Genomic DNA, 24,794 nt, shown 5'->3' with positions numbered 1-24,794 from the left:
GAAGAGATGCCGGTGCGATGCGAACGTCGCCGAGCGTCATAATTTAAACACGACGTCGTACGTGTTCAAACCGTCCGCACATACGAACGACCCATACATTTCGTTATGCTATCAATCTCGGCCCTCGGCACAGCACGAGGAATCATGCCTGTGAAGCTCGGCGTGCAGGACCACCACGATGGGGGCGGTGGATGCAGAGCGTAGAGTTGGAAGAGTGTATAGAACGACGCTGCACCTGTTTCCCTTCTACCTTGGTAGATCAAGATGAACGATGAGGCTTTGCAGACGTGGAATTACTTCCACGACTGGTATTTGGATAGCTTGAGCATCGGCCCGAATATCGAACCTCGGACGTTCGCGCTCGGACTGCACCTCGGAAGCCGGCGCGCAGTGGTGACCTTCAATGGCGCGACGTGCGTAGCGGTTGACCGTCTCGGTTTGCTGAATATCCTTTATGGGATTCATGTCATCTCGCCGGAGGACGCGAAGTATGAGCGCGCCTGTAGGGTGCTTGCCACCGGCGAACGTCTTACTAACAGGAAGGCAAACACGCTCACCTTCGTGTACTCGACACTGGGCGCGGAATTCGCCATTGAATGCGATTCGGTTGACGCGCGCGTGTTCGAAGAGGACATCGCCGATCCGGGTTCGACGTCGCGCCGATGAATCAAAAACGAATCGACCCGGCTCAATCCTCACATCAACACAATGTCATACTGCTCCTGACTAAGATTACTCTCCACCTGCAACGAAACCGGCTTCCCGATGAAGTCCATCAGCATGGCCAGATGCTGCGACTCTTCTTCGAGAAATAAATCGATCACCTGCTGCGAAGCCACGACCCGAAACTCGCGCGGATTGAACTGCCGCGACTCGCGCATGATTTCACGCAGCACGTCATAGCACACGGTCCGCGGCGTCTTCACCTGACCCTTGCCCTCGCATATCGGGCACGGTTCGCACAACACATGAGCGAGTGACTCGCGCGTGCGCTTTCGCGTCATCTCCACGAGCCCCAACTGCGAGAACCCGTTCACCGTCACTCGCGTCCGGTCCCGCGACAAAGCCTTCTTCAGTTCCCACAGAACCTGATCGCGGTGTTCGACATTCTCCATGTCGATGAAATCGATGATGATGATCCCGCCGAGATTCCTGAGCCGCAGTTGCCGCGCGATCGTATGCGCCGCTTCGAGGTTCGTCTTGAAGATCGTGTCGTCGAAATTGCGCGCGCCGACATAGCCGCCCGTATTGACGTCGATGGTCGTCATCGCCTCGGTCTGGTCGATCATCAAATAACCGCCGGACTTGAGATCGACGCGCCGCGACAGCGCCCGCTGAATCTCCGCCTCGATGTTGTACAGATCGAATAGCGGACGCTCGCCGGTGTAGTGGTGAAGACGCGGCGCAACCGCGGGCGTGAACTCCGCCGCGAAGTCGGCGAGCATCTGATACGTTTCGCGCGAATCGACCTGCATGCGCGTGGTCTCGTCGTTGACGAAATCGCGCAATACGCGTTGCGCGAGGTTCAGATCCTGATAGAGCAGCGTAGTGGGCGGCACGCGCTGCGCCTGAGCCACGATCGTCGCCCAGGTCTTGCGCAGGTACGCGACATCGGCCGCGAGCTCTTCGCTCGTCGCGTCTTCGGCGATGGTCCGCACGATATAGCCGCCTTTCTCGTCGGCGGGCAGCACGGCCGTCAGGCGCGCACGCACGGCCTCGCGCTCCGCCTCGCTTTCGATCTTCTGCGAGATGCCGATATGCGGCTCCTGCGGCAGATACACGAGCGTGCGGCCCGCGATGCTCACCTGCGTCGACAGCCGCGCGCCCTTCGTGCCGATCGGGTCCTTCACGACCTGCACCATCAGCGACTGCCCTTCGAAGACGATCTTCTCGATCGGCACATGCGGCGCCGACGAATGCGGCTCGCCCGCGATACGTGGATGCCAGATATCGGCGACATGGAGGAACGCGGCGCGTTCGAGGCCGATATCGATGAACGCGGACTGCATGCCCGGCAGCACACGCACGACACGGCCAAGATAGACATTGCCGACGCGTCCGCGCGAAAGCGTGCGCTCGACGTGAAGTTCCTGAACGGCGCCTTGCTGAACCAGTGCGACGCGGGTTTCCTGCGGTGTGACGTTGATCAGGATTTCTTCGTTCATGGCCTGTTTAGAATGCGACGCGCGCCACGCGCAAGAGTGCTGCTGTTTCGAAAAGGGGCAAACCCATGATACCCGAATAGGACCCGTCGATTCGCTCGATGAACTCCGCCGCGCGTCCCTGTATGCCGTACGCGCCCGCCTTGCCGAGCGGCTCGCCCGACGCCGCATAGCGTTGCAGCGCAGCACGATCGGCGCGCGCGAAGCGCACCGTCGAGCGCGAGAGCGCGGGTTCGAGCAGTGCGCCTTCCGCATCGACGACGGCAAGCGCAGTCAGCACTTCGTGCTCGCGGCCCGCGAGGCGTTCGAGCATCGCGACGGCGTCTTCCTCATGCTGCGGCTTGCCGAGGATCAGGCCGTCGATGGTCACGGTGGTATCGGCGACGAGAACCGGCGCGCTCGCATGGCCGCCCGCAACGAGCCGCGCGCGCGCCGCGTGCGCCTTCAACGCGCAGACGCGCACGACATACGCATCGGCGGATTCGCCCGGCAGCTCGGCTTCGAGCGCTTCGGCGTCTTCATCGGGACGGGGAAGAAGGAGTTCGTAGCGCACGCCGAGCTGACGCAGCAGCTCCTGACGGCGCGGGCTTTGAGACGCGAGATAAACGAAGGGATGAGTCGGCATCTTGAAGTCGGGTTCGAATTGCGCGCACGGCATTCGATCCGACATCGAAAAAGCCTCACGCGCGATGATAGGGATGATTCTGCGTGATGCTCCACGCGCGGTAAAGCTGTTCGGCAAGCAGCACGCGCACCATGCCGTGCGGCAGCGTGAGACTCGATATGCGCAGCATCAGCTCGGCGCGCGCTTTCACGGCCGGATCCAGCCCGTCCGCGCCGCCGATCACGAACGCTACATCGCGCCCATCCTGCTGCCAGCCGGGCAGGGCGTTCGCGAGTTGCATCGTGGTCCAGTCGCGGCCGCGTTCGTCGAGTGCGACGACGCGCGCGTTCTTCGGCAAGGCGGCTTCGATGCGCTGCTTCTCGGCCGCCATCACGCTTTCTGCATTGCGTCCCGACGAGCGCTGCTCGGGCTTGATTTCCTTCAACTCGATGCGCAGTTCGGGCGGCATGCGCTTCGCGTACTCGTCGAAGCCATTCGTGATCCAGTCGGGCATCTTGTGTCCGACGGCGAGGATGACCAGCTTCATCGAACGAAGCGGCTTCAGTGCTTGCGCGTGGTCTTGCGCGCGGGACGTTTGACCGCGGATGCGTCGTCTTCCTCGTCCTCGTCTTCGTCGGCGGTGACGTTCGCGCCGCCGAACATGCTCGGCTTTTGCAGCTTCACGCGCACGGGTTTGTCGCCCCAGACTTCCTCGAGGTTGTAGTACTGGCGCAGCGCGGGTTGCAGGATATGGACGACCGCGTCGCCGCAATCGACCAGCACCCATTCGCCGATCTCTTCGCCTTCCGTGCTGATGATATCGCCGCCGGCTTCCTTGACCTTCTCGCGCACGCTATTCGCGATTGCCTTGGTCTGCCGGTTCGACGTGCCGCTCGCCACGACCACGCGGTCGAACAGCGACGTCAGATGGGTGGTGTTGAACACCTTGATGTCTTGCGCCTTGACGTCTTCGAGACCGTCGATGATCGCGCGTTGAAGCTTCTGAAGTTCCATGGTTACCGTGTCTGGTACAGGTGATGTTGAACAATATAGTCCCATACAGCCGATGGGACGTGATCGCGGGCCTGCGCGCGGGCATCGTGTTCGTCTGTCATCGTGCGCGCTTCGTCGCGGATCGCCGTGGCGGATACGTCGATGAGAAGCGTCTCGTCGATGAGCACGTGCCCGTGCGGGCTCGCCTGCAATGTTTCGGGTGACGCGGCGCGCTTTTGCACTTGCGCCGCGACCACCGCCGGCAGCGTCGCGACATCGAAGCCGGGGCGCGTCTCCACGCAGACATGCGCGTAGTCGAAGAGCCGCATCCATTGATGCCACGAGTCGAGCTTGACGAGCTGATCCGCGCCCATCAGCAACGAAAGCGATGCGTCCGCGCCTTCGCGCTCGCGCCAGCGGGCGAGCGTGTCGACGGTATAGGTGTCGCCCTGGCGATCGATTTCATCCGTGGCGACGATGACCTGCACGCCGTCGAGTTCGAGCGATGCCGCCGCCGCGCGCGTCATCGCCAGCCGATGCTCCGGCGCCGATACGCCCGCCTTCTGCCACGGCTGACCCGCGGGCAGCAGCACGAGATCGGTCAGTCGCAGCAACTCGACGAAACGCCGCGCGAGCGCGAGATGCCCGTTGTGGATCGGATCGAAGGTGCCGCCGAACAGGCCGACGCGCTTGGCGCACGACGCGCGAGCCAATGCAGCCTGGGTCACAGCCATTCCCGCCGCACCAGAAAATCTTCGTAAAGCCGGGCTTCCGGCGTGCCGGGCTCGGGTTGCCAGTCGTAGCGCCAGTTCGCGACGGGCGGCATCGACATCAGAATCGATTCCGTGCGTCCGCCGCTTTGCAGACCGAAGTGCGTGCCGCGATCGAACACGAGGTTGAATTCGACGTAGCGCCCGCGCCGATACGCCTGAAACTCGCGCTCGTGCGCCGAATACGGCGTATCGCGGCGGCGTTCGATGACCGGCAGATACGCTTTCAGAAACGCATCGCCGACGCTTCGCATCATCGCGAACGAGCGCTCGAAGCCGGGCTCCGAGAAGTCGTCGAAGAAAATGCCGCCGATGCCGCGCTGCTCGTTGCGGTGCTTCAGATAGAAATACTCGTCGCACCACGTCTTGAAGCGCGGATACAGGTCCGCGCCGAACGGATCGAGCGCGTCGCGGCAGACCCGATGGAAATGCCGCGCGTCGTCTTCGTAGCCGTAGACCGGCGTGAGATCCATGCCGCCGCCGAACCAGAAGATCGGCGCTTCGCCCGGTTTCGTCGCGGTGAGCATGCGCACGTTCATGTGCACGGTCGGGCAGTGCGGATTGCGCGGATGCATCACGAGCGACACGCCGAGCGCTTCGAAGCCACGTCCCGCGAGCTGCGGACGCGCCGCGCTCGCGGAAGGCGGAAGCGCGTCGCCCTGCACGTCCGAAAAGCCGATGCCGCCGCGCTCGAAAAACCCGCCGCCTTCCAGAATGCGTGTGACGCCGCCGCCGCGCAGATGCGCGCCGGGCTCGCGGGTCCAGGCATCAGTGGCGAAGGCGGTGCCGTCGAAGGCGCCGAGGGCATCGGCGATGCGCGTCTGCAGGCCCGTCAGATAATCGCGGACGGCTGCGATATCGTGGGCTGCGTCGTGTTCGTTGTGTTGTTCCGCGCTGCGGTTCGGTTCACTCATCGATTGCTGCGTGCGCCCTGTAGGCGGCCATGAATGGGCGGGGTTAACCCTTCGTCTCGAAACTCTGAAAAGCACGCTGCCGGACACGAGGTCCGGCAGTGCGTCGGCTCATGCGGCACCAGCCGCGCGGTGCCGCTTCAGTGCTTGTCGGCAGGCTTGTCCGCCGACTGCTTGCGGTTCACCGCCCGATAGCCGATGTCCCGGCGGTACTGCATGCCGTCGAAGGAAATCTGGTTGACTGTATCGTAGACCACGGATTGCGCGCCGCGCACGGAATCCGCCAGACCGACGACGCACAGCACGCGTCCGCCCGAGGTCGTGAGTTTCCCGTCGGTAAGCGTGGTGCCCGCGTGGAAAGTGACGGAATTCTCGGTTTCCGCCGGAATGCCGTTGATGCGGTCGCCCTTGCGCGGCGTCTCCGGATAGTTGTGCGCCGCGAGCACGACACCGAGCGCCGTGCGGCGGTCCCAGTCGAGATCGACGGTATCGAGCTTGCCGTCGATCGCCATTTCCACGACCTTCGAGAAGTCGCCCTTCAGGCGCGCCATGATCGGCTGCGTCTCCGGATCGCCCATGCGGCAGTTGAATTCGAGCGTTTTCGGATTGCCGTTCGCGTCGACCATCAGGCCAGCGTACAGGAAGCCGGTGAAGCGGATGCCTTCGCTTTCCATGCCGCGCACCGTCGGCTGGATGATTTCGCGCATCACGCGCGCGTGCAGTTGCGGCGTGACGATCGGCGCGGGCGAGTAGGCGCCCATGCCGCCCGTGTTCGGACCCTTGTCGCCGTCGAGCAGGCGCTTGTGGTCCTGGCTGGACGCGAGCGCGAGCACGTGCTTGCCGTCCACCATCACGATGAAGCTCGCTTCCTCGCCCGCGAGAAATTCCTCGATCACGACGCGCGCGCCCGCGTCGCCGAGCTTGTTGTCGGCGAGCATGGAATCGACGGCGGCGTGCGCTTCTTCCAGCGTCATCGCCACGACGACGCCCTTGCCGGCCGCGAGCCCGTCCGCCTTGACGACGATCGGCGCGCCTTTCGCGTCGATATACGCGTGCGCGGCGGCGGTGTCGGAGAAGGTTTCGTACTCGGCCGTCGGGATGTTGTGGCGCTTCATGAACGCCTTCGCGAAGTCCTTCGAGCTTTCGAGCTGCGCGGCTTCCCGGCTCGGCCCGAAGATTTTCAGGCCGCGCGAGCGGAACAGATTGACGATGCCCGCGGCGAGCGGCTGCTCCGGCCCGACGAGCGTGAACGCGACATGCTCCTTCTCGACGAAATCGGCGAGTTCCGCCGGGTCCGTGATGTCGACGTTGCGCAGACGCTCGTCCTGCGCGGTGCCGCCGTTGCCCGGCGCCACATAGACGATCTGCACGCGCGGCGATTGCGCGAGCTTCCAGGCCAGCGCGTGTTCGCGGCCGCCGGAACCGACGACGAGTAACTTCATTTGAATCCCCGAAATCCTGACAAAAAGCGGCTTGAGAAAAAGCGGCGGGCGCACGGCCCCTGACTTGCGCGCATGACGACGGTCGATGCGTCGCGAAGGCGGCTCGCGCTGACATCGGCTGCGTCACGCGCCTTCCAGGGGCGATGCCGCGCCGCAAAGATCGCGCGGCGCTGCTCCGGCATGCGAGCCGAAGCGAAAGATGTTCCATGCGGGGGCGGGGCGGCTTTCGTTGCGCCGCGCCCCGCGCGATACGAAGCTCAGTCTTCGTTGATCGCGGCGTTTGTATAGACTTCCTGCACGTCGTCGAGATTTTCGAGCGCGTCGAGCAGTTTTTGCATCTTCGCTGCGTCGTCGCCGCTGAACTCGACTTCCGTCTGCGGTTTCATCGTCACTTCGGCGAGTTCCGCCTTGAAGCCCGCGGCTTCGAGCGCGTCCTTCACCTTCTGGAAATCGTTCGGCGGGCAGATCACTTCGATGCTACCGTCGTCGTTCGTCACCACGTCGTCCGCGCCGGCTTCGAGCGCGGCATCCATCAGCTTGTCTTCCGGCGTGCCGGGCGCGAACAGGAACTGGCCGACGTGATCGAACATGAACGACACCGAGCCGTCCGTGCCCATGTTGCCGCCGAACTTCGAGAACGCGTGGCGCACTTCCGCGACGGTGCGGGTGCGGTTGTCCGTCATCGTGTCGACGATGATCGCCGCGCCGCCGATGCCATAGCCTTCGTAACGGATTTCTTCGTAGTTCGCGCCATCGACGCCGCCGACGCCGCGCTGGATCGCGCGGTTGATGTTGTCCTTCGGCATGTTGGCGTCGTAAGCCTTGTCGACGGCCAGACGCAGGCGCGGGTTCGAATCGGCCTCGCCGCCGCCCATGCGTGCCGCGACCTGGATTTCCTTGATGAGGCGCGTCCAGACCTTGCCCTTCTTCGCGTCGGCCGCGGCTTTCTTATGCTTGATGTTGGCCCATTTGGAATGACCCGCCATTACCTTTCTCCATCGCGCTCGGGCGTCGAGCCGTGCGCCTAGTGTGCTGTCGTGCTTGCTTTGATGCCGAATGTGTCTGTCCGCGCCGCGGCTCTCCGGCGGCTGCGGGTTCGCTCGCGGATCGTCGGATCCGGCGTTACCCGAATAGGAGCAGACCGAAATTTTAGCATGGCGGCGCGCGCTCCCTGAACCGCTGCGCGCCGACTGAAACGGGAAAAATGATGCAAACCGCGTGAAATTCCCACGAATCGCGGCGAAATCGTGCAAAGGCGGCGGTAAACGCAAACCGCCGCGCGGATGGCGCGGCGGTCGAAGGCGAAAACGCGGAACGAAACGGACGCTCAGTTCTTCGTGCCGAACAGGCGGTCGCCCGCGTCGCCGAGGCCCGGAACGATATACGCATGCTCGTTCAGATGCGAATCGAGCGACGCCACGTAGAGCTTCACATCCGGATGCGCGTCCTGGAACACCTTGACGCCTTCGGGCGCCGCGACCAGCGCGACGAACACGATGTTCTCGCTCAGCACGTTGCGGCGCTTCATCACGTCGACGGCGTGCACCGCCGAGTAGCCCGTCGCGACCATCGGATCGCACAGGATGAAGACGCGCTCTTCCAGATCGGGCGGCAGGCGCACGAGATACTCGACCGGGCGATGATCCTCCGCCCGATACACGCCGATATGCCCGACGCGCGCCGACGGCACCAGATCGAGCAGGCCGTCCGACATGCCGATGCCCGCGCGCAGCACCGGCACGATCGCAAGCTTCTTGCCGGCGATCACGGGCGCGTCGATATCGACGAGCGGCGTTTCCACGCGTTTGGTCGTGAGCGGCAGGTTGCGCGTGATTTCGTATCCCATCAGCAGCGTGATTTCCCGCAGCAGCTCGCGGAACGTGCGCGTCGATGTGTCCTTGTCGCGCATGTGGGTGAGCTTGTGCTGGATCAGCGGGTGATCGAGGATGAAGAGATTGGGAAAGCGGCTGTCTTGTTTCATGGGTCTCGCGCGCGCGGCGCGTCCTGCTCGTGTGATGTTCTGCCTGCGACGCTCGGGGAGCGACAGTGGCGACAGTTTACCCAAAAGCCCGCCCGCGCCTAAGAAGAATCGCGCGCCTCGTCCCATACGGCCGCCGACGTTGCCGCCCCGATTCTTCTAGAATTGCGCGATAGACATGAGACCCGCGTGCGCCACGGCGCGCATGTTCGACCAACGCATAAACAAAACTGGAGGATCGACGATGGATATGGGAATCGCGGGCCGCACCGCGCTGGTGTGCGCGGCGAGCAAGGGCCTCGGACGAGGCTGCGCCGAAGCGCTCGCCGCCGAGGGCGTGAATCTGGTCATCACCGCGCGCACGGCGGAGACGCTCGAAGCGACGGCCGCGCACATCCGCGCGCAATACGGCGTGACCGTCACGACGGTCGCGGGCGACATCACGACGCCCGAAGGCCACGCCGCCGCGCTCGCCGCGTGCCCGTCGCCCGACATTCTGGTCAACAACGCGGGCGGGCCGCCGCCGGGCGACTTCCGCACTTTCACGCACGACATGTGGATCAAGGCGCTCGAAGGCAACATGCTGACGCCGATCGAGCTGATCAAGGCGACCATCGACGGCATGATCGGGCGCGGCTTCGGGCGTATCGTGAATATCACGAGTTCGTCGGTGAAAGCGCCGATCGATGTGCTCGGCCTGTCCAACGGCGCGCGTTCCGGGCTCACGGGCTTCGTCGCGGGCGTCGCGCGCAAGGTGGCGTCCACCGGCGTCACGATCAACAATCTGCTGCCGGGCACCTTCGACACCGACCGCATCGCCGTGACGATGGAAGCGCAGGCGAAGGCGCAGAACATCTCGATCGAGGACATGCGCGCGCGCCGTGCGCAGAGTCTGCCTGCCGGACGGTTCGGCACGTCGGAGGAATTCGGCCGTGCGTGCGCGTTTCTATGCAGCGTTCACGCGGGCTACATCACCGGTCAGAACCTGCTGATCGACGGCGGCGCTTACCCCGGCACGTACTGACCAAGGACCACGCACATGACCACACGCGTCGCGCTGATCGCGCACGACATGAAGAAGGACGACATCGTCACGCTCGCGGGCGAGTTCGTCGACACGCTCGCGCAATGCGATCTCGTTGCGACGGGCACGACCGGCGGACGCATCGCGGCGGCGCACGGGCTGGAGATCGAGCGCAAGCTCTCCGGTCCGCACGGCGGCGACTTGCAGATCGGGGCGGAACTGGCGGAAGGCCGCGTGAATATCGTGATCTTCCTGCGCGACCCGATGACCCCGCAGCCGCACGAGCCGGACATCAACGCGCTCGTGCGCGCTTGCGACGTGCACAACGTGCCGTGCGCGACCAACATCGCGACGGCGCGCATGATTCTCGACGACCTGCGCCTGCGTTTTGCGCGGGCCTGACGAACCGATGGAGACGAACGAGCGATGACCAAGGCAATCCGATTCGACAAGGCAGGCGGCCCGGAAGTCATGAAATGGGTCGACGTGGACGTGGGCGCGCCGGGCAAGGGCGAGATTCGCGTGAAGCACCATGCGGTGGGGCTGAATTTCATCGACGTGTACTTCCGCACCGGCCTCTATCCGATGCCGCTGCCCGGCGGCCTCGGCATGGAAGGCGCCGGCGAGGTGACGGCGGTGGGCGAGGGCGTCACGCAGTTCAAGCCAGGCGATCGCGTCGCGTATGCGTCGCGTCCGCCGGGCGCGTATGCCGAAGAGCGTGTGATGTCGGCGGAATACGTAGTCAAGTTGCCCGATGCGATCGGCTACGATGACGCCGCGTCGATCATGCTGCAAGGCCTGACCGCGCAGTATCTGCTGCGGCGGACATATCGCGTGAAAGCGGGCGATACCGTGCTGATCCACGCGGCGGCGGGCGGCGTCGGCATGCTTGCGTGCCAGTGGGCGAAGGCGCTCGGCGCGACGGTGATCGGCACGGTCGGTTCGGACGAGAAAGCCGAACTGGCGAAGGCGCACGGCTGCGATTACCCGATCGTCTACACGCGCGAGAACTTCACGCAGCGCGTGCGCGAAATCACCAACGGCGCGGGCGTGCCGGTGGTCTACGATTCGATCGGCAAGGACACTTACATCGCGTCGCTCGATTGCCTCGCGCCGCTCGGCCTCTTTGTCAGCTTCGGCAATTCGTCGGGGCCGCTGCCGCCGCTCGATTCGTCGGAGCTTGCGGGACGTGGCTCGCTGTATTTCACGCGGCCGACGCTCTTCAGCTACATCGCCAAACGCAGCGATCTCGATGCGATGGCGGCGGAACTGTTCGAAGTCGTTTCGTCGGGCAAGGTGAAGACGAACGTGCGCCAGCGCTATCCCTTGTCCGATGCGGCGCGCGCCCACGAAGACCTCGAAGCGCGCAAGACGACCGGCTCGACGATTCTCCTGCCCTGAAGTCGCGCCGAGGGGCGGTTCGTCACCATAACGAGCAACTAAAAAACCATGAGCGAGCCGTCCTTCACCGTCGTCCTGATCGAGGACGACAAGCAGATTCGCCGCTTCGTGCGCGTGTCGCTCGAAGCGCAGGGCATGACGGTCCATGAAGCGGAGACGGGGCAGAAGGGTCTCGTCGAAGCGGCGACGCGCAAGCCCGATCTCGTGATCGTCGATCTCGGTTTGCCCGATACCGACGGCATCGACGTGATCCGCGAGCTGCGCGGCTGGACGGAGTTGCCGATCATCGTGCTGTCGGCGCGCACGCAGGAAGAAGAGAAAGTGGCCGCGCTCGACGCCGGCGCCGACGATTACCTGACGAAGCCTTTCGGCGTTTCGGAACTGATGGCGCGGATTCGCGCGCATCTGCGGCGGCGCAATCAGGCGCAGGCGTCGGAGACGCCGGTCGTCGCGTTCGGCGACGTGAGCGTCGATCTCGCGCTGCGTCGTGTCGTGAAGAACGGCGAGAATGTGCATCTGACGCCGATCGAATATCGTCTGCTATCGACGCTCGTGCGGCACGCGGGGCGCGTGCTGACGCATCGGCAATTGCTGGTGGAGGTGTGGGGGCCGTCGCATGTGGAAAGCCCGCACTACTTGCGCATCTACATGGCGCATCTGCGCCAGAAGCTGGAGCGCGATCCCGCGCAGCCCGAGCATATCGTGACGGAAACGGGCGTGGGCTACAGGCTTGTCGGCGCGGCGTGACGGATCGTGTGCGCGGGTTCGAGCCTGAGCGAATCGAGCAGGATATCGATGGGCTCGTCGCCGCCGACGAACGCGATCATCCGGTTGTTGATGCCGCATGTCACGCATTGCAGCGCGATGCGCGCGACGTCGGCGCGCGAGACCTCGGGCTTGTGCTTCGTGAGCTCGCCGGCGAGTGCGATGGCGCCGTGCGCCGGTTCGTCCGATAGCGGTCCGGGCCGGAGAATCGCGTAAGGCACGCCGCGATGCGCGACGTATTCATCGGCTTCGCGCTTCATGCGCGAATAGTGGCGCAGTGCGAACCCGCTGCGCTCCGGGTAGAACGCTGACAGCGCGCTGATGACGATGAGTTGCTGCACGCGGCGGCGTTTTGCGGAGTCGGCGGTGCGCATGACGGCATCGCGGTCGATCGCGCGTTGCTCGTGCACGCTGTCCGTTTCCGACGATCCGGCTGCGTAGATCACATGCGTGATGTCGTCGAAGGCGTGGGAGAAGTCGTTGGTGAGATCGCCGAGGAGGATTTCGGCGCCCATCGCGGCGAGTTCGCTCTTGTGGGCGGATTTGCGCAGCATGGCGCGGAAGGGCATGGCTTCGGCGTGGAGACGCTGCGCGATCAGTCGGCCCGTGCGGCCGTGGGCGCCGATCAGCAGAACCTTTGGCGTTTTCATGCGGGGATGCGTCCTTTGCCACGGTGTCTGTGGCTAGCCTTTACCCGACAAAGTAGGCGATTTTTGCGCTGCGCGCTGGGGGTTGTATTTGCGTTTGCAGCAATTTTGGTTTTTCGCTGAGTCCCGGTTTCGTGTCGGTCTATTAGCACTGCCCCTGTGCGGGGCGGCAGTCACTTTCTTTGCTGCTGCAAAGAAAGTAACCAAAGAAACAGCTCGTTCAGGCCCGCGGTCACACGCAGTTTGGCCATGCTTGCCAGCCCGCGGTGGCCCTCGCCTAAGTGTCGTCCTCGAAGGACTTCCCGGGCTTGGCTCGCGCACGGTCTGCCGCTCCAAATGTTTTAGGGCGCTGGTTCAGCACGAAAGAGCTTCGGCACAGCGCTACGCGCTGCCGTTGGGTATGCGAAGGAAACCGTCGAAGAAGAAGTGCACGCGGACCCGATTGACCGGTCGGCCGCGAAGCAGGCCGGAGCTATTTGGTGCTGAACCAGTGAGGCAAGTGGCGCGATGTGACAGACCGTGCGCGAGCCAAGCCCGGTTGGTCCTTTGGGGGCGACACTTAGGCGAGTGCCGCCTGCGGCTGGCAAGCATGGCCAACGTGCGTGTGACCGCGGGCGGTGAGAAGCTGCTTTCTTTGGTCACTTTCTTTGCAGCAGCAAAGAAAGTGACCCCCGCCCCGGGGAGGGGCAGTGCTAATAGACCACCGCGATACCGGGATCCGGCGAAGAAAAACCGCAATTCACTCCGCCGCATTCGCGTGCCGCGCGCCCCCCTGCCTCCGAGCGCGCCGCGCCTCGGAGCGAATACGAAACCGATCCATATAAAGATAAACAACAGGCGTCGTATAAAGCGTCAACATCTGACTAACGATCAACCCGCCGACAATCGCAATCCCAAGCGGCGCGCGCATCTCCGACCCTTCTCCGGTACCGAACGCGAGCGGCAACGCGCCGAGCAACGCGGCGGCGGTCGTCATCATGATCGGGCGAAAGCGCAAGAGACACGCTTCGCGAATCGCGTCCTGCGGCGTTTGCGCACCATGCCGCGTCGCCTCGATCGCGAAATCGACCATCATGATCGCGTTCTTCTTCACGATCCCGATCAGCAGAATCACCGCGATCAACGCAATGATGCTGAACTCCGTCTTGAACAGCAGCAGCGCGAGCAGCGCGCCGATACCCGCGGACGGCAGCGTCGAAAGAATCGTGATCGGATGGATGTAGCTCTCGTACAAAATGCCGAGCACGATATAGACCGCCGCCAGCGCCGCGAGAATCAAAAGCGGCTGGTCGTTGAGCGATTGCTGGAAAGCCTGCGCCGTGCCCTGGAAACTGCCGTGAATGGTCTGCGGCACGCCGATCTCCGCCATCGTTTCGTAGATCGCGGCGGTCGCGTCGGACAGGGACTTGCCCGGCGGCAGGTTGAACGAGATCGTCGACGCGACGAACTGGCTCTGGTGATTCACCGAAAGCGGCGTATTGCCCGGCCCGAACTTCGCGATGGCCGACAGCGGGACCATCGTTTCCTTCGATGTCGATACCGCCGCGCCCGACGACGAACCGTTCTTGCCCGTCGCCGCAATCGCGTTCGTGGCGGAGTTCTTCACCGCGGCGAGCGCGAGGGCGGCCGTGGTGTCGCTCGTGCTCGTCGATGCTCCGCCCGCGCCGGTCGATCCGGTCGCGGCAGTGGATGCGGTCGAGGTCGTGCCGGAGGTCGTGGTCGATTGCGTCGATGCCGAACCGCTCGCCGTGCCGCCCGACGTGCTGATGTAGAGCTGCTTGAGCGTCTCCGGGTCCTGCCAGTACTTCGGCGCGAGCTCCATCACCACGTGATACTGCGACAGCGGGTTGTAGATGGTCGAGACCTGACGCTGGCCGAACGCGTCGTAGAGCGTGTTGTCGATCTGCGCGGGCTTGATGCCGAGACGCGCGGCCGTCGAGCGGTCGAACGTGACCATCGCTTCGAGGCCGCCCTGTTGCTGGTCGGAGTTGACGTCGGTGAGCTCGGGGCGCTTTTGCAGCGCATCGGTGAGGAGCGGCCCCCACTTGTAGAGATCGGATGTGGTGTCGGACAACAGCGTGAACTGATATTGCGCGTTCGACTGCCGCCCGCCCACGCGAATGTCCTGCACCGCCTGCAGGAACGTGCGCGCCCCCGCGACGTCCGCGAGCGGCTTACGCAATCGGTTGATCACCTGATCGGCGGACACCTTGCGCTCGCTCTTCGGCTTGAGCGAGATGAACATGAAGCCCGAATTGGTCGAACGCCCGCCGGTGAAGCCCGCGACGCTATCGACGGCCGGGTCCGCCTCGACGATCTTCATCATCTCCGCGAACTTGACCTTCATCGCCTGAAACGACGTGCTCTGGTCCGCTTGAATGCCGCCGATGATGCGCCCCGTGTCCTGCTGCGGAAAAAAGCCCTTCGGCACAATCACGTACAGATAAATGTTCAGCCCGATGGTCGCGAGCAAAACCAGGAGAATTGTGCGCGGATGCGCGAGCGCCCAGCCGAGCGTGCGCGCGTAGGCGCGCTGCATGCGATCGAACTGACGTTCAAGCCAGCGCGCGACGCGGCCTTCTTCCTTGCGGTCGTGCGGTTCCTGAAGAAGGCGCGAGCACATCATCGGCGTGACGGTCAGCGACACGACGAGCGACACCGCGATCGCGAGCGAAAGCGTCAGCGCGAACTCGCGGAACAGCCGCCCGACGATGCCGCCCATCAGCAGGATCGGCAGGAACACCGCGACAAGCGACACGCTGATCGACAACACCGTGAAGCCGACTTCGCGTGCGCCGAGTATGGCGGCCTCCATGCGCGGCACGCCTTTCTCCACATGCCGCGTGATGTTCTCCAGCACGACGATGGCGTCATCGACGACGAAGCCCGTCGCGATGGTCAGCGCCATCAGCGAGAGGTTGTCGAGCGAGAAGCCGAGCAGATACATCGCCGCGAAGGTGCCGATGATCGAAATCGGCACGGCGACGCTCGGTATCAATGTGGCGCGCCAGTTGCGCAGAAACAGGAACACGACCATCACGACGAGCGCCACCGCGATCACGAGCGTCAACTCGGTATCGTGCAGCGACGAGCGGATGGTGGTCGAGCGGTCGGCGGTCGGCGTGATCTGCACGTCGGCGGGCAGCGCGGCCTGAAGTTGCGGCAGCATCGACTTCACCCGGTCGATGGTTTCGATGATGTTCGCGCCCGGCTGGCGATACAGAATCACGAGCACCGCGCGCTTGTTGTTGATGAGGCCGAGGTTGCGCAGGTCTTCGACCGAATCGACCACTTCGCCGACATCCGAGAGCTTCACCGCCGAGCCGTTGCGGTACGCGACGACGAGATCCTTGTATTGCGAGGCCTTGCTCGCCTGATCGTTGGTGTAGAGCTGAACCCGGGTGCCCTTGAACTCGATCGCGCCCTTCGGGCTGTTCGCGTTCGCCGACGCGAGCGCGGCGCGCACGTCCTCCAGCCCGATGCCGTAGTGAAAGAGCGCGCCCGGCTCCAGTTCGACGCGCACCGCCGGATTCGCGGAGCCGCTCACGTCGACTTCGCCGACGCCCGGCACCGTCGATAGCGTCTGCTGCAGCACGGTCGCGGCGGAGTCGTAAAGCGAGCCCGCCGTGCGCGTCGGCGACGAGAGCGCGAGCACGAGAATGGGCGCGTCGGCGGGATTGACCTTGTGATACGTCGGATTCTGGCGCAGCGAGGTCGGCAGATCGGCGCGCGCGGCGTTGATCGCGGCCTGCACGTCGCGCGCGGCGCCGTCGATATCGCGATTGAGGCCGAATTGCAGCGTGATGCGCGTCGAGCCGACCGAGCTCATCGACGTCATCTCGCTCACGTCGGCGATGGTGCCGAGATGCCGCTCCAGCGGGCTCGCGACGCTCGTCGCAACGGTTTCCGGGCTCGCGCCGGGCAGCGATGCCTGCACGGAGATCGTCGGGAAATCGACCTGCGGCAACGGCGCCACGGGCAGCCGCACGAACGCGAACATGCCCGCGAGCGCGATGCCGACGGCGAGCAGCGTCGTCGCGACCGGCCGGGCGATGAAGATGCGCGACAGGTTCATGGCTCAGCGTCCCTCACTCGCCGGCGCCGGGGGCGTGCTTCGATGAAAACGCGCGCGCAGCTTGCGGGCGAGCGAATCGAAGCCGAGATAGATCACCGGCGTCGTGAAGAGCGTGAGCAATTGCGACACAATCAGACCGCCGACGATCGCAATGCCGAGCGGATGCCGCAGCTCCGAGCCCGCGCCCCAGCCGAGCATCAGCGGCAGCGCGCCGAGCAGCGCCGCCATCGTGGTCATGAGAATCGGGCGGAAGCGCAACAGCGACGCCTGGAAGATCGCCTCGCGCGGCGACTTGCCCTGGTCGCGTTCGGCTTCGAGCGCGAAGTCGATCATCATGATCGCGTTCTTCTTCACGATGCCGATCAGAAGCACGATGCCGATGATCCCGATGATGTCGAGATCGTGCCCGGTGATCATCAGCGAGAGCAGCGCGCCGACGCCCGCGGACGGCAGCGTCGAAAGAATGGTGATCGGATGGATGAAGCTCTCGTACAGCACGCCGAGCACGATGTACATCGTCACGATGGCCGCGAGAATCAGGAACAGTTCGTTCGACAGCGACGCCTGGAACGCGAGCGCCGCGCCCTGGAAGCGGATCTGGAACGACGCGGGCAGGCCGATGTCCTCTTTCGCCTGCTCGATCGCCTTCACCGCTTCGCCGAGCGACGCGCCCTTGGCGAGATTGAAGGAAACGGTCGTCGCCGGGAACTGGCCGAGGTGCGTGACGAGCAGCGGCGCTGCGCGTTCATGGAACTTCGCAATCGCCGAGAGCGGCACCTGCCCGTTGCTCGCGGTGGAAGAGGGCAGGTAGATGCCGTTGAGCGTGTCGCTGTAGTGGGCGTCGGAAGGTTCCGCTTCGAGAATCACGCGGTACTGGTTCGACTGCGTGAAGATGGTCGAGATGATCCGCTGGCCGAATGCGTCGTAGAGCGCGTTGTCGACGGTCGCGGGCGTGATGCCGAAGCGCGCGGCGGTCGCGCGGTCGATCTCGATATACACCGACTGGCCGTTCTGCTGCAGGTCGGTGGCGACATCGGTGAGGACCGACGTGTGCTGCAGGCGCTCGACCAGCTTCGGCACCCATTCGGCGAATTCGGACGGATTCGGGTCCGTCAGCATGAACTGGTATTGCGTCGGGCTGACGGTCGAATCGATCGTCAGGTCCTGCACCGGCTGCATGTAGAGCTTGATGCCGGGAATGTCCGCGACTTCGCCCTGAATGTTGCGGATGATGTCGCTCGACGTGTTGCTGCGGTCGTCGCGCGGCTTCAGGTTGATGAGCATGCGGCCGCTGTTGAGCGTGATGTTCGTGCCATCGACACCGACGAACGAGGTCAGACTTTCCACATCCGGGTTCTGCAGGACTTTCTGCGCGAGCGCCTGCTGCTGCTCCGCGACGGCCTGATACGACGCCGCCTGCGGCGCCTGCGTGATCGCCTGGATCACGCCCGTGTCCTGCGTGGGAAAGAAGCCCTTCGGAATGTACACGTACAGCACGGCCGTGAAAACGAGCGTGAGCACGAACACGAAGAGCGTCGCGCGCTGACGCTCCAGCACCCAGGTCAGCGCGACCGCATAACGCCCGATCACGTAATCGATGAACTGGTGCGCGCGCGCCTCGAAGCGCTTGCTCTCCTTCGGCGGCGTGTGGCGCAGAAGCTTGGCGCACATCATCGGCACGAGCGTGAGCGAGACGATCGCAGAAATGACGATGGTCACCGCGAGCGTGATCGCGAATTCGTGGAACAGGCGGCCGACCACGTCGCCCATGAAGAGCAGCGGAATCAGCACGGCGATGAGCGAAACCGTCAGCGAGATGATGGTGAAGCCGATCTGCTTCGATCCCTTCAACGCGGCTTCGAGCGGCGGTTCGCCTTCCTCGACGTAGCGCGCGATGTTCTCGATCATCACGATGGCGTCGTCGACGACGAAGCCTGTCGCGATGGTCAGCGCCATCAGCGAGAGGTTGTCGAGCGAGAAGCCGCACAGATACATGATCGCGAGCGTGCCGACGAGCGAGAGTGGCACCGACAAGCTGGGGATGATGGTCGCGTAGACGTTCGCGAGGAAGAGATAGATCACCAGCACGACCAGCACGACGGAGAGCGCGAGCTCGAACTGCACGTCGCGCACCGATGCGCGGATGGTCGTGGTGCGGTCAGTGACGACGCGCACGTCGAGCGCCGCCGGCAGCGCCTGTTGCAACTGCGGCAGGATTTTCTTGATGCCGTCGACGACCGCGATCACGTTCGCGCCCGGCTGGCGCTGCACGTTCAGGATGATCGCGGGTGTCGCATCGACCCACGCGCCGAGCTTCGTGTTCTCCGGGCCCTGCACGATGGTCGCGACGTCCGTCAGCATGACCGGGCGGCCGTTGCGATAGGCGACCACCGCGCTCTTGTAGGCGTCGGCGTCGGTGAGCTGGTCGTTCGCGTTGATCGTGTAGGCGCGCGTCGGGCCGTCGAAGTTGCCCTTCGGCGTGTTGACGTTGAGGTTCGAAATCGTCGTGCGCAGGTCGTCGATGTTGAGTCCGTACGATGCGAGCGCGCGCGTGTTCGCCCGGATGCGCACGGCGGGACGATTGCCGCCGCTCACAGACACGAGGCCCACGCCCGCGACCTGCGAAATTTTCTGCGCGAGGCGCGTGTCGGCGAGATCCTGCACCTGCGTGAGCGGCAATGTTTTCGAGCTCACCGCGAGCGTCATGATCGGCGCGTCTGCCGGGTTCACCTTCGCGTAGATCGGCGGCGCGGGAAGATCGGACGGCAGCAGGTTGCCCGCTGCGTTGATCGCCGCCTGCACTTCCTGCTCGGCGATATCGAGCGGCAAGTCGAGGCTGAACTGCAGCGTGATTACCGATGCGCCCGCCGAGCTTTGCGACGACATCTGGTTCAGGCTCGCCATCTGCCCGAACTGCTTTTCGAGCGGCGCGGTGACGCTCGATGTCATCACGTCCGGCGACGCGCCCGGATAGAACGTCTGGACCTGGATCGTCGGATAGTCGACGGCGGGCAGCGCCGAGAGCGGCAAAAAGCGCAACGCGACGAGGCCGACCAGCATGATCGCCGCCATCAGGAGCGCCGTGCCGACCGGACGCAGAATAAAAATACGAGATGGGTTCATGCCGGATTCATTACGTGATGCCTGCGATTACTGCTGCTGCGACTGCTGACGTCGATGCCCGCCATGCCGTGCGCCCGATGCCGCCGAAGCCGGCGCGGCCGCCGACGCACCGGAAGCACCGGAAGCAGCCGACGCCGCCTTCGCCTTTTCGGCCGGGATCGTGATCTTCGCGCCTTCCTTCAGGCGGTCGGAGCCGTCGATCACCACGCGCTCGCCCGTTTGCAGCCCGGACTTGATGCTGGTGCGCTCGCCATCGACCGGACCGGTCTTCACGTTGCGCACCGTGACGGTGTTGTCCGGCTTCACGACATAGACGAACGCACCGGACGAGCCGTTCAGCACCGCGGAAGTGGGCACGATGGTCGCGTTTTTGATCACATCGACGAGCAGCTTCGTGTTCACGAACTGATTCGGGAAGAGCATGCTTTCCTTGTTGTCGAAGGTGGCGCGCAGCTTCACGGTACCGGTGGTCGTATCGATCTGGTTGTCGACGGTTTCGAGGAAGCCCGCTTCGAGCGGCGTCGTGTTCGCGCGGTCGTACGCGGTCACCGACATCTTCGTGCCCGCGTGCAGCGGCTTGAGAATGGCGGCGAGGTTGTCCTCGGAGGTCGTGAAGATCACGCTGATCGGCTGCAACTGCGTGATGACGACGACGCCGTTGGTGTCGCCCGTCGTCACGTAGTTGCCCGGATCGACCTGACGCAGACCCACGCGCCCCGATACCGGCGCGGTGATGCGCGCGTAGGTCAGATCGAGCTTGTAGGTATCGACATTCGCCTGATCGGACTTCACCGCGCCTTCGTATTGCTTGACGAGTGACGCTTGCGTGTCGACCTGTTGCTTCGCGATGGAGTCCTGCGAAAGCAGCGTCTGATAGCGCTGCAAGTCGAGGCGCGCGGTCTGCAGCAACGCCTGATCTTTCGCGAGCGCGCCTTCCGCGTTGCGCAGCGAGATTTCATAGGGACGCGGATCGATCTGCGCGAGCACGTCGCCCTTCTTGACCATCTGGCCTTCCCTGAAGGCGACATCGACGAGCGTGCCGTTCAGCTGCGTCTTGACCGTGACGTTCGCGAGCGGCGTGACGGTGCCGAGCGAATTGATGACGACGGGCATTTCGCCTTGTGTGACGGTCGCCACATGCACCGGTTGCGGCTGGTTCGCCGCTTGCGCGCCGCGCCGTCCGCCCTGACGCGCGTCCTGCGGAGCGTTCGTGCCGCCGGTGCTGCCGCGATTCCACGGATGCCACCATGCGATCGCGCCGGCGACGATCAGCATCGCGACGATGAGCGGAACGATCCGGCGCCGCCGCTGCGCGGGTTCGTAGGCGGCGGGCGTTGGAGGCGTCGGGCGCGGTTGCGCGGAAGGATTCTTTTGGTCGTCCATCGGTTCGGTGGCTGGGTCTTTCAAATCTGTACGGAGCGCGGACGGGCGGCGGTCGCGGTTCGGACGCGCAAGGCGATGCGCCGCGCGCATGAACCGTGACCGAAGCGGAGGCCGTGAGAATGCGGGGGCCGTCGAAAGCGGCTGGAAAGCCTGCCTGTCGATCAGGCCGGGAATCCGGCGCGGCCCCGGTGCGCGCGAAGCATGATGCTACGTCCCGCACCCGAGGCCGTCTACCGGCCATTCTTTCTGTTGATTACGACTGTTACACGCGCGCCGACCCGAGCTTTCGATGGGCTTCGCTTGCGCGCCGTGCAGCCGCGTAGTCTACCCGGCGGCGCGTATCGCGTTCGACGCGCGCGAGCCGCCGATCTCGCGGGTGATCTGCTCGATGCAATCGAGCAGGGCCGGCGCGACTTCGCCGGTGAGTATGTCCTGCGGGCACTGATGCGCGGCCCCGCCGCAATTGACCGAATACCGTTCCTCCGACGGCCCCACGAAGCCCGCCGCGACCGCGTTCAGCCCATGGTGCCATTCGCCGACGGAGGTCGCGAAGCCGAGGCGCAGGGCATCGTCGAGGCCGCGCTGCAAACCGCCCGCGACGGCCGGCCAGTCGTCGCCCGATGCGGTCTGCAAACTGCCGATGAGCGCGCGCCGATCCGGCTCCGAGAGCACCGCGAGATACGCGCGGCCGACCGCCGTGCGGCACAGGTCCATCCTTCCGCCGACTTCGAGCCGCGAAACCAGGACGGCCGAGCGTGGCCGGATGGCATCGATTACAACCATCTCAAGACGATCGCGCACGGCGAGGTGGACGGACAGGCCGGTACGTTCCGCGAGCCGGATGAGGAACGGGCGTGCTCGTGCACGAATATCGAAGTTGCGTAAGAATCCGTTGCTCAGTTCGAGAACCGATGCGGTCAGCACGAACCGCTCGCTGTCGGGCAGTCGCAGCAACAGGCCGGCGCCGACGAGCGTCGCGGTGATGCGCGAGATCGTCGGCTTGGGGATGCCGGTCCAGTCCGTCAGTTCGCGATTGCTCACGGGCGCATCGGCGGCGGCAATCCGGCGCAACACATCGAGCCCGCGGGCGAGAGCCGTGACTTCTTCGCCGTCTTTTTCCCGGGCGCGTTCCCGGCCTGGCGACCGTTCATTTTGCATAGGCATTCGTTTTGTGAAACATTGTTTTATTTGATGATAGGTCGCGATTCTACAGGGCGACACCGCGAAACTTGCAAACGATGCAAGCCTTCACGATAAGCTGCATACACGATGAAACTTTTCCCGCAACGGTCGCACCTTGAACGAAGTTTGGGCAGTTGCCCGGACCGTGAAGTTTTGCTTGACTTAGGCAGCGATCCCGGAAAAAATGGAACCGAATTTCGAAACCGGGGTGATGTGCGCATCGGCGCTTTCCGCTCAGGGCTCGAAATACAGGCTCTCAGGTTCTAGCACGGCCCTCGGAATGGCTAGAACTTTTAAGGCGCTACGGCAACGTAGCGCCTTTTTTTTCGTACTCGCTTAGTCGAAGCCGTTGGCGAATATACCTGAACGGGCACGAGTCGCCTGGATGCCGCGTGCGGTCGCTGGATCGGGATGCCGGAGGGAAGGGTGGTGCGAGGCGGGAAATCGGCGGCGAAGACCTTCACCGCGCGATGGCAAACGGGGCGCACAGGGCGCCGCGTCGTGGAAATCAGTACATGTTGTTGAACACGCGAGGCTGCTTGAGCAGGCGCTTGCCGCGCGCAATCCAGTAGACGCTCGCGCATACCAGCAGCAGCGCGACGGCCAGCACCAGGAGCGGGGAAATGCGTTCCGGCGCGGGCGGGCTCGTCGCGATGAACAACGCCGTCAGGAATGCCACGCCCGCCTGGTAGAACGAGCGGCTGGCGAGATTGCGGCGCATGCGGGGCGTGGTGAAGCGGGAGACGGGGGCGCGGGTAAACGGCTCGAACAGGATCAACCCTGCGACCAGGGCGACAGCGAAATTCATGAGAAGCATGGAGCGAGACTGTGTGGGGAGGCGGGACGCCGGCGAATATATGTCAGCCCGGTACGCTCCAAAACCAGAAGTCTCTTAAATGTAGAGGGAAAATTCTATTTGCCGCTTTTCACGGGCGGCACTTCCGTTGGCAGGTATTCGTAAGGACTGGCGCGGCCTTCGCGCCAGTCAGGTTCCCCTGCGATGCAAGGTTTCAGAGTTCGATTCGCGTGCCGAGCAGCGTAAGAAACTGCCTGATCCACGCCGGATGCGCGGGCCACGCGGGCGCGGTCACGAAATTCGCATCGGTCACGGCGTCGTCCACGGCGATATCGGCGAAAGTCGCGCCAGCGAGACGCACTTCCGGCGCGCAAGCCGGATAGGCGGAAATGCGCCGTCCCTCGATCACGCCCGCCGCCGCGAGCACCTGAGCGCCGTGGCAGACAGCGGCGATCGGCTTGTTCGACTGCGCGAAATGGCGCACCAGTTCCAGCACGCGATCGTCGAGCCTCAGATATTCCGGCGCGCGGCCGCCCGCGATCGCGAGCGCGTCGTAACGGGCCGGATCGACATCATCGAAGCTCGCGTTGAGCGTGAAGCGATGCCCGGGCTTCTCCGTGTAGGTCTGGTCGCCCTCGAAATCGTGGATCGCCGTCTTCACGTAGTCGCCGCGCCGCTTGCCCGGGCAGACTGCATCGACCGTATGGCCGACGGCCTGCAGCGCCTGAAACGGGACCATCGTTTCATAGTCCTCGGCAAAATCGCCGGTAAGGAAAAGAATCTTCTTCGCAGCCATCGCTAGACCTCGTCAGGGAATGGGTTGTCGGATGCACCGTGCCGCGCGCAAGGCGCGCAACGCGGACCAGTCTACTATTCATGTCACGCTTCGCATGTGACACGCCGGAACTGCATTCCGGAGCGGTATCGCAGCGGCAGCGTATGATGTGCGCGACTTTTGAGATCACGAATCGGGCAGAAGGTAACACCATGCAAATGAATCCCATGAGCCGCATCGCCGTGGCGCTCGCCGCGCTCGGCGTGCTGGCCGCGTGCGAGAAGCACGACGCAACCGCGGGACAGGCCGCGGGCGCATTCAACAACCTCGCGAGCCAGACGAGCCAGAAGTTCGATCAGGCCGCGAGCTATGTCGGCGCGAAGGTCGATGCGGCGAAGCAGTCGGCGCAACAGAATGTCGATAACGCCGGTTCGATGCCCGACGTGTCGGCGAGCAGCGTCGCCGCGTCGGCGCGATCGAATTTCGACGGCGCCGCGAGCGCGACGAACGCCGCCATCAACAATGCCGCGAGCGCGACCGGCGCGGGCCTGCAATCGGCGGGACGCAAGCTGCAGGAATGGTCCGCGACGAGCGGCGGCGCGTCGAATCCGCAGGCGAGTGCGCAGGGTTCGGTCGCGAGCCCGGCAGCCGACGGCAGCAGCGGCACCCGCACGGAGATGGATAAATAGCGCTCATTCGTCTGAGAAAACGGGGCGAATCGGCTTAACATTCGGTTACGTCCCGATTGGGCGGCGTTCCGGTC

The 24,794-nt window shown here is 64.3% G+C and carries 21 protein-coding genes and 1 pseudogene; 6 read left to right on the top strand and 16 right to left on the bottom strand.

What is annotated here, in order from left to right; genetic code table 11:
- Window positions 1-264: 264 nt before the first annotated feature.
- Window positions 265-666, top strand: a complete 402-nt coding sequence (locus PQR08_RS11860; RefSeq protein WP_250483358.1) for a hypothetical protein — start codon at window positions 265-267, stop codon at window positions 664-666.
- Between the two features lie 29 nt (window positions 667-695).
- Here the strand turns inward: PQR08_RS11860 and rng are convergent, their stop codons facing one another.
- The 9 genes from rng to upp all read right to left on the bottom strand — a co-directional run bounded on the left by rng (window position 696) and on the right by upp (window position 8,863).
- Window positions 696-2,165 (bottom strand): ribonuclease G, encoded by a 1,470-nt coding sequence (gene rng, locus PQR08_RS11855; RefSeq protein ID WP_035510405.1) that lies wholly within the window; start codon window positions 2,163-2,165, stop codon window positions 696-698.
- A gap of 7 nt (window positions 2,166-2,172) precedes the next feature.
- Window positions 2,173-2,787, bottom strand: coding sequence for a Maf family protein (locus PQR08_RS11850; RefSeq protein ID WP_187609447.1), 615 nt, complete (start codon window positions 2,785-2,787; stop codon window positions 2,173-2,175).
- A gap of 55 nt (window positions 2,788-2,842) precedes the next feature.
- A complete protein-coding gene (gene rlmH, locus PQR08_RS11845; RefSeq protein WP_035510408.1) occupies window positions 2,843-3,313 on the bottom strand; it encodes a 23S rRNA (pseudouridine(1915)-N(3))-methyltransferase RlmH in 471 nt (156 codons plus the stop codon).
- Window positions 3,314-3,327: 14 nt separating this feature from the next.
- The gene (gene rsfS, locus PQR08_RS11840) at window positions 3,328-3,780 is read right to left on the bottom strand and encodes a ribosome silencing factor (protein WP_250483359.1); all 453 of its coding nucleotides are present in this window, start codon (window positions 3,778-3,780) and stop codon (window positions 3,328-3,330) included.
- 2 nt (window positions 3,781-3,782) lie between these two features.
- A complete protein-coding gene (locus PQR08_RS11835; protein ID WP_250483360.1) occupies window positions 3,783-4,493 on the bottom strand; it encodes a nicotinate-nucleotide adenylyltransferase in 711 nt (236 codons plus the stop codon).
- Window positions 4,484-5,443 carry an oxygen-dependent coproporphyrinogen oxidase gene (gene hemF, locus PQR08_RS11830; RefSeq protein ID WP_187609444.1) on the bottom strand — a complete coding sequence of 320 codons (960 nt, stop codon included), beginning with the start codon at window positions 5,441-5,443 and terminating at the stop codon, window positions 4,484-4,486. The genes PQR08_RS11835 and hemF overlap by 10 nt, the downstream gene beginning before the upstream one ends.
- Before the next feature lie 137 nt (window positions 5,444-5,580).
- Window positions 5,581-6,882 carry a phosphoribosylamine--glycine ligase gene (gene purD, locus PQR08_RS11825; protein WP_250483361.1) on the bottom strand — a complete coding sequence of 434 codons (1,302 nt, stop codon included), beginning with the start codon at window positions 6,880-6,882 and terminating at the stop codon, window positions 5,581-5,583.
- A gap of 257 nt (window positions 6,883-7,139) precedes the next feature.
- On the bottom strand, window positions 7,140-7,868 hold the full coding sequence (locus tag PQR08_RS11820; RefSeq protein ID WP_238210234.1) for a YebC/PmpR family DNA-binding transcriptional regulator: 729 nt from the start codon (window positions 7,866-7,868) through the stop codon (window positions 7,140-7,142).
- A gap of 341 nt (window positions 7,869-8,209) precedes the next feature.
- Window positions 8,210-8,863, bottom strand: a complete 654-nt coding sequence (upp, locus tag PQR08_RS11815) for a uracil phosphoribosyltransferase (protein ID WP_035510419.1) — start codon at window positions 8,861-8,863, stop codon at window positions 8,210-8,212.
- 241 nt (window positions 8,864-9,104) lie between these two features.
- Here upp and PQR08_RS11810 point away from each other — a divergent pair, with 241 nt between their 5' ends.
- Genes PQR08_RS11810 through kdpE form a run of 4 tightly spaced genes read left to right on the top strand, consistent with a single transcriptional unit; the run spans window position 9,105 to window position 12,032 of the window.
- Window positions 9,105-9,884, top strand: a complete 780-nt coding sequence (locus PQR08_RS11810; protein ID WP_187609441.1) for an SDR family oxidoreductase — start codon at window positions 9,105-9,107, stop codon at window positions 9,882-9,884.
- Between the two features lie 15 nt (window positions 9,885-9,899).
- Window positions 9,900-10,286: a methylglyoxal synthase gene (locus PQR08_RS11805; RefSeq protein ID WP_035510424.1), complete on the top strand. Its 387-nt coding sequence runs from the start codon at window positions 9,900-9,902 to the stop codon at window positions 10,284-10,286.
- A gap of 24 nt (window positions 10,287-10,310) precedes the next feature.
- Window positions 10,311-11,285 (top strand): quinone oxidoreductase family protein, encoded by a 975-nt coding sequence (locus PQR08_RS11800; RefSeq protein ID WP_250483362.1) that lies wholly within the window; start codon window positions 10,311-10,313, stop codon window positions 11,283-11,285.
- Window positions 11,286-11,333: 48 nt separating this feature from the next.
- A complete protein-coding gene (kdpE, locus tag PQR08_RS11795) occupies window positions 11,334-12,032 on the top strand; it encodes a two-component system response regulator KdpE (RefSeq protein WP_035510430.1) in 699 nt (232 codons plus the stop codon).
- Here kdpE and PQR08_RS11790 read toward each other — a convergent pair.
- The 7 genes and pseudogenes from PQR08_RS11790 to PQR08_RS11760 all read right to left on the bottom strand — a co-directional run bounded on the left by PQR08_RS11790 (window position 12,008) and on the right by PQR08_RS11760 (window position 24,052).
- Entirely contained in the window at window positions 12,008-12,700 is a 693-nt protein-coding gene (locus tag PQR08_RS11790) for an SDR family oxidoreductase (RefSeq protein ID WP_250483363.1), read from the bottom strand. The genes kdpE and PQR08_RS11790 overlap by 25 nt on opposite strands.
- Window positions 12,701-13,436: 736 nt before the next feature.
- A complete protein-coding gene (locus PQR08_RS11785) occupies window positions 13,437-16,772 on the bottom strand; it encodes an efflux RND transporter permease subunit (protein WP_250483364.1) in 3,336 nt (1,111 codons plus the stop codon).
- A 3-nt stretch (window positions 16,773-16,775) separates the two neighbouring features.
- Window positions 16,776-19,901, bottom strand: a pseudogene (locus tag PQR08_RS11780) (MdtB/MuxB family multidrug efflux RND transporter permease subunit); the annotation flags it as partial.
- Between the two features lie 21 nt (window positions 19,902-19,922).
- Window positions 19,923-21,278 carry an MdtA/MuxA family multidrug efflux RND transporter periplasmic adaptor subunit gene (locus tag PQR08_RS11775; RefSeq protein ID WP_035510467.1) on the bottom strand — a complete coding sequence of 452 codons (1,356 nt, stop codon included), beginning with the start codon at window positions 21,276-21,278 and terminating at the stop codon, window positions 19,923-19,925.
- 324 nt (window positions 21,279-21,602) lie between these two features.
- Window positions 21,603-22,436: an IclR family transcriptional regulator gene (locus tag PQR08_RS11770; RefSeq protein ID WP_250483366.1), complete on the bottom strand. Its 834-nt coding sequence runs from the start codon at window positions 22,434-22,436 to the stop codon at window positions 21,603-21,605.
- Between the two features lie 532 nt (window positions 22,437-22,968).
- On the bottom strand, window positions 22,969-23,268 hold the full coding sequence (locus tag PQR08_RS11765) for a hypothetical protein (RefSeq protein ID WP_238210244.1): 300 nt from the start codon (window positions 23,266-23,268) through the stop codon (window positions 22,969-22,971).
- A gap of 202 nt (window positions 23,269-23,470) precedes the next feature.
- Window positions 23,471-24,052 (bottom strand): DJ-1/PfpI family protein, encoded by a 582-nt coding sequence (locus PQR08_RS11760; protein ID WP_250483367.1) that lies wholly within the window; start codon window positions 24,050-24,052, stop codon window positions 23,471-23,473.
- 191 nt (window positions 24,053-24,243) lie between these two features.
- On the opposite strand from PQR08_RS11760, the gene PQR08_RS11755 reads away from it, so the two are divergent.
- The gene (locus tag PQR08_RS11755) at window positions 24,244-24,720 is read left to right on the top strand and encodes a BCAL1086 family glycoprotein (RefSeq protein ID WP_250483368.1); all 477 of its coding nucleotides are present in this window, start codon (window positions 24,244-24,246) and stop codon (window positions 24,718-24,720) included.
- Window positions 24,721-24,794: the final 74 nt, after the last annotated feature.

The sequence above is a fragment of the Caballeronia jiangsuensis genome (assembly GCF_046030135.1).
In the GTDB taxonomy this organism is placed as follows: domain Bacteria; phylum Pseudomonadota; class Gammaproteobacteria; order Burkholderiales; family Burkholderiaceae; genus Caballeronia; species Caballeronia jiangsuensis.
This window is presented reverse-complemented; position numbering and strand designations above follow the sequence as displayed.

Coding starts and splice junctions, on each gene's coding strand:
- PQR08_RS11785 (WP_250483364.1), bottom strand. CDS start 16,772: ATGAACCTGTCGCGCATCTTCATCGCCCGGCCGGTCGCGACGACGCTG.
- kdpE (WP_035510430.1), top strand. CDS start 11,334: ATGAGCGAGCCGTCCTTCACCGTCGTCCTGATCGAGGACGACAAGCAG.
- PQR08_RS11775 (WP_035510467.1), bottom strand. CDS start 21,278: ATGGACGACCAAAAGAATCCTTCCGCGCAACCGCGCCCGACGCCTCCA.
- PQR08_RS11860 (WP_250483358.1), top strand. CDS start 265: ATGAACGATGAGGCTTTGCAGACGTGGAATTACTTCCACGACTGGTAT.
- PQR08_RS11835 (WP_250483360.1), bottom strand. CDS start 4,493: ATGGCTGTGACCCAGGCTGCATTGGCTCGCGCGTCGTGCGCCAAGCGC.
- rng (WP_035510405.1), bottom strand. CDS start 2,165: ATGAACGAAGAAATCCTGATCAACGTCACACCGCAGGAAACCCGCGTC.
- PQR08_RS11765 (WP_238210244.1), bottom strand. CDS start 23,268: ATGAATTTCGCTGTCGCCCTGGTCGCAGGGTTGATCCTGTTCGAGCCG.
- hemF (WP_187609444.1), bottom strand. CDS start 5,443: ATGAGTGAACCGAACCGCAGCGCGGAACAACACAACGAACACGACGCA.
- rlmH (WP_035510408.1), bottom strand. CDS start 3,313: ATGAAGCTGGTCATCCTCGCCGTCGGACACAAGATGCCCGACTGGATC.
- PQR08_RS11820 (WP_238210234.1), bottom strand. CDS start 7,868: ATGGCGGGTCATTCCAAATGGGCCAACATCAAGCATAAGAAAGCCGCG.
- PQR08_RS11790 (WP_250483363.1), bottom strand. CDS start 12,700: ATGAAAACGCCAAAGGTTCTGCTGATCGGCGCCCACGGCCGCACGGGC.
- upp (WP_035510419.1), bottom strand. CDS start 8,863: ATGAAACAAGACAGCCGCTTTCCCAATCTCTTCATCCTCGATCACCCG.
- PQR08_RS11810 (WP_187609441.1), top strand. CDS start 9,105: ATGGATATGGGAATCGCGGGCCGCACCGCGCTGGTGTGCGCGGCGAGC.
- PQR08_RS11755 (WP_250483368.1), top strand. CDS start 24,244: ATGCAAATGAATCCCATGAGCCGCATCGCCGTGGCGCTCGCCGCGCTC.
- PQR08_RS11760 (WP_250483367.1), bottom strand. CDS start 24,052: ATGGCTGCGAAGAAGATTCTTTTCCTTACCGGCGATTTTGCCGAGGAC.
- rsfS (WP_250483359.1), bottom strand. CDS start 3,780: ATGGAACTTCAGAAGCTTCAACGCGCGATCATCGACGGTCTCGAAGAC.
- purD (WP_250483361.1), bottom strand. CDS start 6,882: ATGAAGTTACTCGTCGTCGGTTCCGGCGGCCGCGAACACGCGCTGGCC.
- PQR08_RS11800 (WP_250483362.1), top strand. CDS start 10,311: ATGACCAAGGCAATCCGATTCGACAAGGCAGGCGGCCCGGAAGTCATG.
- PQR08_RS11770 (WP_250483366.1), bottom strand. CDS start 22,436: ATGCAAAATGAACGGTCGCCAGGCCGGGAACGCGCCCGGGAAAAAGAC.
- PQR08_RS11850 (WP_187609447.1), bottom strand. CDS start 2,787: ATGCCGACTCATCCCTTCGTTTATCTCGCGTCTCAAAGCCCGCGCCGT.
- PQR08_RS11805 (WP_035510424.1), top strand. CDS start 9,900: ATGACCACACGCGTCGCGCTGATCGCGCACGACATGAAGAAGGACGAC.